General features: G+C 64.8%; 9 protein-coding genes. 7 read left to right on the top strand and 2 right to left on the bottom strand.

Going from position 1 to position 8,164, the window contains the following annotated elements; genetic code table 11:
- Window positions 1–1,083, top strand: a 1,083-nt coding sequence (locus tag IL54_RS09465; RefSeq protein WP_037478258.1) for an ABC transporter ATP-binding protein, incomplete at its 5' end; no start/stop codon positions are given.
- The gene (gene qhpE / locus IL54_RS09460) at window positions 1,076–1,759 is read left to right on the top strand and encodes a subtilisin-like serine protease QhpE (protein WP_081913053.1); all 684 of its coding nucleotides are present in this window, start codon (window positions 1,076–1,078) and stop codon (window positions 1,757–1,759) included. The genes IL54_RS09465 and qhpE, both read left to right, overlap by 8 nt.
- Here qhpE and IL54_RS09455 read toward each other — a convergent pair.
- Window positions 1,693–2,691 (bottom strand): HupE/UreJ family protein, encoded by a 999-nt coding sequence (locus IL54_RS09455; protein WP_237748832.1) that lies wholly within the window; start codon window positions 2,689–2,691, stop codon window positions 1,693–1,695. The genes qhpE and IL54_RS09455 overlap by 67 nt on opposite strands.
- On the bottom strand, window positions 2,675–3,538 hold the full coding sequence (locus tag IL54_RS09450; protein WP_081912866.1) for a peptidyl-prolyl cis-trans isomerase: 864 nt from the start codon (window positions 3,536–3,538) through the stop codon (window positions 2,675–2,677). Before IL54_RS09450 ends, IL54_RS09455 begins: the two co-directional genes overlap by 17 nt.
- Before the next feature lie 140 nt (window positions 3,539–3,678).
- Here IL54_RS09450 and urtA point away from each other — a divergent pair, with 140 nt between their 5' ends.
- The 5 genes from urtA to IL54_RS09425 all read left to right on the top strand — a co-directional run.
- Complete coding sequence (gene urtA / locus IL54_RS09445; protein ID WP_037475090.1) at window positions 3,679–4,893, top strand: urea ABC transporter substrate-binding protein; 1,215 nt, start codon at window positions 3,679–3,681, stop codon at window positions 4,891–4,893.
- A gap of 155 nt (window positions 4,894–5,048) precedes the next feature.
- Window positions 5,049–5,936 carry an urea ABC transporter permease subunit UrtB gene (gene urtB / locus IL54_RS09440; protein WP_037475088.1) on the top strand — a complete coding sequence of 296 codons (888 nt, stop codon included), beginning with the start codon at window positions 5,049–5,051 and terminating at the stop codon, window positions 5,934–5,936.
- Window positions 5,929–6,969, top strand: coding sequence for an urea ABC transporter permease subunit UrtC (gene urtC / locus IL54_RS09435; protein ID WP_193378835.1), 1,041 nt, complete (start codon window positions 5,929–5,931; stop codon window positions 6,967–6,969). The genes urtB and urtC overlap by 8 nt, the downstream gene beginning before the upstream one ends.
- Window positions 6,966–7,724 (top strand): urea ABC transporter ATP-binding protein UrtD, encoded by a 759-nt coding sequence (gene urtD / locus IL54_RS09430; protein ID WP_037475086.1) that lies wholly within the window; start codon window positions 6,966–6,968, stop codon window positions 7,722–7,724. Before urtC ends, urtD begins: the two co-directional genes overlap by 4 nt.
- Window positions 7,721–8,164 (top strand): ABC transporter ATP-binding protein (locus tag IL54_RS09425; protein WP_156106285.1); only part of this gene is annotated, 444 nt, incomplete at its 3' end. The genes urtD and IL54_RS09425, both read left to right, overlap by 4 nt.

Here is an 8,164-nt window from a genome sequence, read left to right as displayed (position 1 = left end):
CTGCTGGTCGATACGGTGATGGGGATGCGCGTCGTCGCGTCCCTGCGCGCGGGCGAGCATGAGGTGGAGCGGTTCAAGGGCCGCAACGATGCCTTTGTCGGTGCCATGCTCAAGATGCAGGTGGCCTCCTTCATGACAGGCGCGCTGCCCGGCACGCTGATGACGGCAGCGACATCGGCAGTGATCCTTTATGGCGGCTGGCGCATCATCGAGGATGGGTTGAGCATCGGGACGCTGGTCGCCTTCATGACCTATCATATGCGGCTGCTCTCGCCGATCCAGACGCTGATGGGTCTGACGTCGGGCCTTGCGTCGGCGCGCGTGTCGCTGGGACGGATATTCGAACTGTTCGATACCAAAGCGGAGGTGGTCGAACGCGCCGATGCGGTGCCGCTGGAGCGGGCAGGCACGATGCGGTTCGAGCAGGTGGCGATGCGCTATGATCGCGATGCGGTGTTGCGCGACATCGACCTGACGATCCCCGCTGGCAGCCTGTGTGCCATTCTCGGCCCCAGCGGCGTGGGCAAATCGACCATGGCGGACCTGATGGTGCGTTATCTCGATCCCGATACAGGTCGGCTGCTGGTCAATGGTCGCGACCTGCGCGCCTATCGGCTCGACGATGTCCGGCGGGAGATCATTCTGGTCGATCAGTCGCCCTATCTGTTCAACGATACGATTGCGGCGAATATCGGTTTTGCCTTGCCCGACGTGAAGCGCGAGCAGATCGAAGCGGCGGCCCATGCGGCGGGGTTGGATGGCTTCATCTCCAAGCTGCCACTCGGCTATGCGACGCGCGCCGGGGAACGGGGCATGGCTCTATCGGCTGGCGAACGGCAGCGGATCGTGCTGGCGCGGGCCTTGCTGCGCTCGCCCAGCATCCTGATATTGGACGAGCCGACCTCGGCGCTGGATGGCGAGACCGAGCAATTGATCGCCGGGCGGCTGCGCGGCGCGCTGCCCGATGCGACGATCATCATCATCACCCACAAGCCCGTTATGGCGCGAATGGCGGATATGGTCGTCACCCTGGCCGATGGGCATGCGCGGGTCGAGCAGCGCAGCGAAATGGTCGATGCCTGACCCGATCCGTATCGCCGTCATCGACAGCGGCGTCCATCCCGACCATCCGCATATCGACGCGGTGCGGCTGTTACCCGGCTTTGCCGTGGCGCGCGATGGGGCGGTGACGGCAGACGATACGCTCGATCGGCTGGGGCATGGAACGGCGGTGACGGCCGCCATCATGGAGCAAGCTCCCGATGCGCTATGCCTACCGATCCGGGTGTTTCACGATGGGCTGCGGGCCAGCGCGCGGGCATTAGTGCGCGCGATCGATCTGGCGGTGGAAGCGCGTGTGGATATGATCAACCTCAGCCTTGGCACCGTCAACCCGGCGCACGCCCCGGTCTTTGCGGCGGCGGTGGAACGAGCGGCAGCGGCGGGCGTGATGATCGTGGCCGCGCATGATGTCGATGGCCAGCCCTGCTATCCGGGCAGTCTGGATGGGGTGTTGGGCGTCGCTCTGGATTGGGACTGCCCGCGCGAAACCTATGTTGTGCAGGACGGGATCGTCCATGCCTCCGGCCATCCCCGCCCGATCCCTGGCGTCGAGCAACGGCGCAACCTCTATGGCGTGAGTTTCGCTGTGGCTAATGTCAGCGGGATCGTCGCGCGGGACCGTCTGGACGATCAAGCGATCCCAAACCCCGCCACCCGCTCGACCATCCAGAAGCAGCCGATCGCACCGACGGCATAGAGCGCCGCAATCCGCACCGGCGCGGCGAGCGAGATAGCGCGCAGGCCCGCCAGCGTCGCCATGATGGCCCCGACGAACAGCAATTGACCCGCTTCGACGCCGATGTTGAAGAAGATGAGCGCAGGCAGTTTCTCGCCCGCCTGCACGCCCAGTTCGCCCAGTGCCGTCGCAAAGCCGAGGCCGTGGAGCAGGCCGAACAACGACACGACCGTCAACTGACGGCGGAAGGCGAAGGCCTGTTCGCCCTTCCCGACCAGCAAAGCCTCACGTGCCATGAAGGCGATCGACAGGGCGATGGCGGCTTCGACCGGGGGAACGGGGACGTGGACCAGTTCGAAAAAGGCGACGGCCAGCGAGATGGAATGCCCGGCGGTGAAGGCGCTGACCAACCAGAGCAAGTCCCGCCCGCGCGCCAGCAGAGCGAGGCAGAGAACGAACGCCAGATGGTCCCAGCCCAGCCAGATATGCCAGACGCCCTGGGCCAGAAATTCCGGCGCGATCTGAGTCAGGGGGCGTTCGCCGACCGCGGTTTCCCCGACTGGAACGGCGATGCCTTTCGCGTCGCCGGTCAGGCTGCGATCGACCTGGCTGCCCATGACATTGGTGACGAAGCGGCCGCCATCGGCCTTCCATGGCGTCTGGATGACGTCGCCCGCACTGAACGGGCGTTCGCAGGCGAATTCATAGGCATATTGCGCCCGGCCGCCGCTGGATTGGCGCGTCATCGCGGTCTGGCGACAGCCCTGCGGCCAAACGATCGGCGCGGGCTGGCCCACCGTTTCGGGCACGGCGGCGGTGAATTCATAGCTGTTCGCATCCTCGCCCCGCGTCAACGCGAAATCAGCGGACAGGAAGATGTCGGCCATCGCCGTGCCCGGCAGCAAGGCCGCCAGCGCGAGCAGGAGGGCGGCCAGACTATTCTTCCACATCATATTTCTCCTTGAGGCCCGACAGCGCCTTGTCGATGGCGGCTTCGCTATGGGCAATCATATAATCCTGCCGCACCTGATCCTTGATCGCGGGGAAGGGGATCATGGCGGCGGGGATGCTCTCGCTCTTGCGCACGAAATGCCAGCCGCGCGGCGACTGGACCGGGCCGAACCAGCGCCCGTCCGGGGCGGTCTTGAGCGTGGCGACGAAGGGCTGGCCGAAAATGCCGCGTACCATCGAATCGCCATAGCGCGGAAAGGCGCGACCCAGCCAGAAATCGTCGCTGGGGATCGTCTCCCCGGCATTGAGCTGCGCCAGCTGCAACGCCGCGTCGGCGGGCTTTTGTGCCCGGTAGACCTGTGTGAAGCTGGTGCGCGGTTCGGCGCGATACTGCGCCAGATTGTCGGCATAATGGTTGACCAATTGTTCGTCGGTCGGTTCGGGCGGAGCGCCCGCGATCAGGTAGCGGACCTTGTCGACCAGTTGCTTGCGGGTTTCGCCGTCGGTCAGGTGCATGTTGCGGTCGATCGCTTCGCGGAACAGCAGTTCCTCGGCCAGATAGTCGCGCTTGATCCGCGCCTTGTCGGCGGCTGTGGCAGGGCGGCCGACAAGCAATTCATAGTCTTCGACCATCGCCTGTTCGACCTGGGGCGTGAAGACGACCGGCGGCTTTTGCCCGCGTTCGATGATCTGATAGCCGCCGAACAGAGCCACGCCCGCGACCAGAAAAGCAAAGAGCGGATCGCGCACGGCTTTGCCGACCCGGCTGCGCATGGGGCGCAATGCTTGGCCGGGCGTTGCCCCCGCGCCGTTGCTGTCGATCCCCATACTCTCTGCCCTGCCCGCCATGGTCCCAACTCTAGGCGCAAGCGCTTCGCCCTGCCTACGTCAAATGACGCATACGGGGGATAGCCCGCATTCCATAGCCTTGATCCCATCCAGAGTGCCGCAGCGCCACCACCGGCCTGCCAGGGGGAGACCTACACATCATGATCCGTTCCAGGCTGCTTATGCTTGCCACTTCCGCCTGCGCGTTGGCGCTGGCCTCCTGTTCCGGCGGCGGCGACAATGCGAGCGCGCCTGCGGGCGACAGCGTGTCGGTTGGCGTGCTCCAGTCGCTGACCGGCACGATGGCGATCAGCGAGATCACGGTGAAAAATGCCGAGATGCTGGCGATCGAGGAGATCAACGCGACCGGCGGCGTGCTGGGCAAGCAGATCAACGCCCTGGTCGAGGATGGCGCGTCGGACCCGTCCACCTTTGCGCAGAAGGCATCGAAGCTGATCGAAAGCGATGGCGTGTCGACCGTATTCGGCGGCTGGACCTCGGCCAGCCGCAAGGCGATGCTGCCGGTGTTCGAGCGGACGAAGAACCTGCTCTGGTATCCGGTGCAGTTCGAGGGCAACGAATGTTCGCCTAATATCATGTATTCGGGCGCACAGCCCAACCAGCAGGCGCTGCCCGCGCTCGAATGGGCAGTGGCGCAGGGCTATAAGAGCTTTTTCCTCGTCGGGTCCGACTATGTCTATCCCCGCACCGCCAACCTGATCCTGAAAAAACATATCGAAAAGGGCGGCATGAAGGTGCTGGGCGAGGCCTATGTGCCCTTGGGCGGCACCGATTTTTCGGGCGTGATCGCCAAGATCGCGCAGGCCAAGCCCGCCATCATCATCAACACGCTGAACGGTGACAGCAATGTCGCTTTCTTCAAGCAGATGCAGGCCGCGGGGATCAGCCCCAAGACGATGCCGGTCATGTCCTTCTCGATCGGCGAGCAGGAAGCCCAGGCGATGGGCGCGGGCCTGGTCGAGGGCAGCTATGCCGCGTGGAATTATTTCCAAAGCCTGACGGGCGAGGCGAACGAGAAGTTCATCGCCGCCTATAAAGCGAAGTTCGGCAAGGATGCGGCCATCACTGACCCGATGGTCCATGGCTATCTCGACGTCTATGCGTGGAAGGCGGCGGTCGAAAAGGCGAAGAGCTTCGAGCCGGATGCGGTGCGCAAGGCGGCGGCATCGCTGGGTGGCTTTGCGACCCCGATGGGAACGGTCAGCTTCGCGGCGAACCAGAGCCTGGTGCAGAAGGCCTATATCGGCAAGCTCAAGGCCGATGGCCAGTTCGAGATCATCGCCGACAGCGGCAAGGACATCGCGCCGGAACCCTATGATGCGCTCGCCTTCCCCGGCAAGACTTGCAAGCTCTAACAATGCCTAGCAACGCCGTCATGCCCGCGAAGGCGGGGATCCATCTCCGGCTCTATCGAAAGACGGAAGGTTGGGAAATGGGTTCCCGCCTACGCGGGAATGACGGAGGGCGATGATATGCCACAGCCCCTTCTGATCGCGAGACGCGCAGCATAATGGACGCCCTCTTCCTCAACCAGTTGTTCAATGGCGCGTCGCTCGCGTCGCTGTACCTGCTCGCGGCGCTTGGCCTGGCGCTCTCCTTCGGGCTGATGCGCGTCATCAACATGGCGCATGGCGAAATGCTGATGCTGGGCGGCTATCTTGCCTGGATGACCCTGCTGGTGGTGCCGGGGGCGATGGGGATCATCCTCGCCATTCCGGTCGCCTTCATCGGCGCGGCGGCCATGGGCGGGTTGATCCAGTCGACGTTGATCCGCCGCCTGTCGGCACGGCCGCTCGATACGCTGCTGGCGACCTGGGGCGTCAGCCTGATCCTGCAACAGGGCGCGCGCGACCTGTTCGGTGCGGTCGGTGTCGAAGTGCGCGCGCCCGAATGGCTGACGGGCAGCTTCGTGGCGTTCGGCGTGACGCTGCCATCGGCACGGCTGTTCATCATCGCGATCGCCGCGCTGGTGCTGGGCGCGCTGGCGCTGGTGCTGCTCAAGACCCGCATCGGGTTGCTGGTGCGGGCGGTCAATCAGGACCGGATGATGGCGTCGGCAACCGGCATCGATGTGCGCCGGGTGGACCTGACCGTCTTCTGCCTGGGTTCAGGTGTTGCGGGTCTTGCGGGCGTCATGCTCGCGCTGCTTGGCCCGGTGACGCCCAATGTCGGGCAAAGCTATATCATCCCCGCCTTCCTGGTCGTCGTGATGGGCGGGCTGGGCAGCATCGTTGGTACGACCGCGTCGGCGATCATCCTGGGGCTGTTCGCGGCGCTGGCGCAGATATTCGTTGATGTCAGCGTCGCGCAGATGCTGCTGCTCGTCTTCGTCATCCTTTTCATCCAGGTGCGCCCGCAAGGCGTCGTCGCCGTAAAGACCCGCCAACTCGATGCCTGATCTTTTCGCCCTCACCGCGCGCTTTGCGCCGATCAAGCCGCTACTGCCCTGGCTGCTGCTTGCGCTGGCCCTTGTCGCGCCGTTCGCGCTGTCGAGCTATGACCTCAACCTGCTCGCCCGCTTCATGGCGATGGGGATATTGGCGCTGGGCCTCGTCCTCATCTGGGGCCATGGCGGGATATTGAGCCTGGGGCAGGGGGTGTTTTTCGGCCTTGGCGGCTATGCCATCGCCATCCACATGAAACTGGCTGATCTGCCGGACGGTGAGATACCGGACTTCATGGTGTGGAGCGGGCGGGAAAGCCTGCCGCTGTGGTGGGAGCCGTTCACCAGCCCGCTCTTCACGCTGGCCGCGATCGTCATCATCCCGACGCTGGCCGGGGCGCTCTTTTCCTGGGCGGTGTTTCATCGCCGCGTGGGCGGCACCTATTTCGCGCTGATCACGCAGGCGCTCAGCCTCGCCTTCGCGACGCTGATCATCAGTCGGCAGGATGTGACGGGGGGCTTTAATGGCCTCACCGACTTCTACTCGATCTTCGGCGTGGGGCTGGCCAGTCCCGGCACCGGATCAGCGCTCTACTGGGTCACGCTGGCGGTGCTATGCGTCGCGTTCATCGCCCTGCGTTGGCTGCTGGCATCGCGCTTTGGCATATTGCTGCGGGCGTCTCGCGATGGCGAGAATAGGGTGCGGTTCCTGGGGTATAACCCGACGCCTTTCAAGGTCGCGGCCTTCGCCATCGCCGCGATGCTGGCGGGGATTGGCGGCGCATTGTTCACGCTGCATGCGGGCGTCGTGTCGCCCGCGCTGATCGGGGTCGTGCCCTCGATCGAGATGGTGGTGTGGGTGGCGATCGGCGGGCGCTACAGCCTGGCGGGCGCGATCGTCGGGGCGCTGCTGGTCAATCTGGCGCGCGATGCGGTGTCGAGCGCTTTCCCCGAATTGTGGCTCTATCTGATGGGCGCGCTGTTCATCTTCGTCGTGACCCTGCTGCCGCGCGGGCTGGCTGGCCTGGCCAAGGGGAAGGCGGCATGAGCGGTTCGGCGGTTTCCGAACTGCTGCTCAGCGTCGATGGCGTCACCGTCGATTATAGCGGGTTCAAGGCGCTCGATGGTTTTTCGATGACGCTGAACCGGGGCGAGACGCGGGTCGTTATCGGTCCCAATGGCGCGGGCAAATCGACGCTGTGCGATACGATCATCGGCCGGGTGCGGCCGAGCGAAGGGCGGATCGTCTTCAAGGGCGAGGACATCCAGAATCTGCCCGAACAGGCGATCGTCGGGCGGGGGATTTGCCGCAAGTTCCAGGCACCCGGCGTGTTGCCGACCTTGAGCGTGCGCGACAATCTGGCGCTGGCGGCGCGGCGCGACCGGCGCTGGTGGAAAAGCTTGGGCATCGGCATCCCGGTGGAAGAGCGTGCGGCGGTAGAAGAAGCGCTGGAGGCAGTCGCGCTCACGCATCGCGCCGATGTGGAGGCGGGCACGCTGGCGCATGGCGAGAAGCAATGGCTGGAAATCGCGATGGTGATGGCGACGGGGGCGGAATTGCTGCTGCTGGACGAGCCGACCGCAGGCATGGGACCGGCCGAAACGAGCCGCACTGCGCAATTGATATTGGGGCTGGGGGATAGCCGCACCGTGCTGGTGATCGACCATGATATGAGCTTCGTCGAGCAATTGGCCGCGCCGGTGACGGTGATGCATCAGGGCAAGTTCTTGAAACAAGGCAGCGTCGCTGAAGTGCGCGCCGACCCGCAAGTCGCCGCCGTCTATCTGGGCCATACGGCATGAGCGCGCTGCTGGAGATTGCGGGCCTGTCGAGCGCCTATGGTCAGAGTCGGGTCTTGTGGGATGTGGACCTGACGCTGGAACGTGGGCAGGTGATGGCGCTAATCGGGCGCAACGGGGTGGGCAAGACCACCTTGCTTCACACGATCATGGGCACGCGGCCGGTGACCGGTGGGACGCTGCATTTCGACGGGCGCGACATGACCGCCATGCCCGCGCATGGCCGGGCGCGGGCGGGGATCGGCTTCGTGCCGCAGGGACGGCATGTGTTTCCGCAACTCACCGTCATGGAAAATCTGGAAACCGGCTTGTCCGCGCTGGCCGGGCGCGGCAAGCGCAGCGCAAAGGTGCCGCAGCATATTTTCGACCTCTTCCCCAAGCTATGGGATATTCGCGGTCGGGCGGCAGGCTTCCTGTCCGGGGGCGAGCAACAACAGGCTCGG

Origin of the sequence: Sphingobium sp. ba1 (assembly GCF_000743655.1) — a bacterium.
GTDB lineage: Bacteria > Pseudomonadota > Alphaproteobacteria > Sphingomonadales > Sphingomonadaceae > Sphingobium.
Note: the sequence above shows the minus strand (reverse complement) of the source record. Positions and strands in the feature narration are given on the sequence as shown.

What these genes read in the sequence shown, in the direction of transcription:
- IL54_RS09450 (WP_081912866.1), bottom strand. Translation starts at nt 3,538, where the DNA reads ATGGCGGGCAGGGCAGAGAGTATGGGGATCGACAGCAACGGCGCGGGG.
- urtD (WP_037475086.1), top strand. Translation starts at nt 6,966, where the DNA reads ATGAGCGGTTCGGCGGTTTCCGAACTGCTGCTCAGCGTCGATGGCGTC.
- qhpE (WP_081913053.1), top strand. Translation starts at nt 1,076, where the DNA reads ATGCCTGACCCGATCCGTATCGCCGTCATCGACAGCGGCGTCCATCCC.
- IL54_RS09455 (WP_237748832.1), bottom strand. Translation starts at nt 2,691, where the DNA reads ATGATGTGGAAGAATAGTCTGGCCGCCCTCCTGCTCGCGCTGGCGGCC.
- urtA (WP_037475090.1), top strand. Translation starts at nt 3,679, where the DNA reads ATGATCCGTTCCAGGCTGCTTATGCTTGCCACTTCCGCCTGCGCGTTG.
- urtB (WP_037475088.1), top strand. Translation starts at nt 5,049, where the DNA reads ATGGACGCCCTCTTCCTCAACCAGTTGTTCAATGGCGCGTCGCTCGCG.
- urtC (WP_193378835.1), top strand. Translation starts at nt 5,929, where the DNA reads ATGCCTGATCTTTTCGCCCTCACCGCGCGCTTTGCGCCGATCAAGCCG.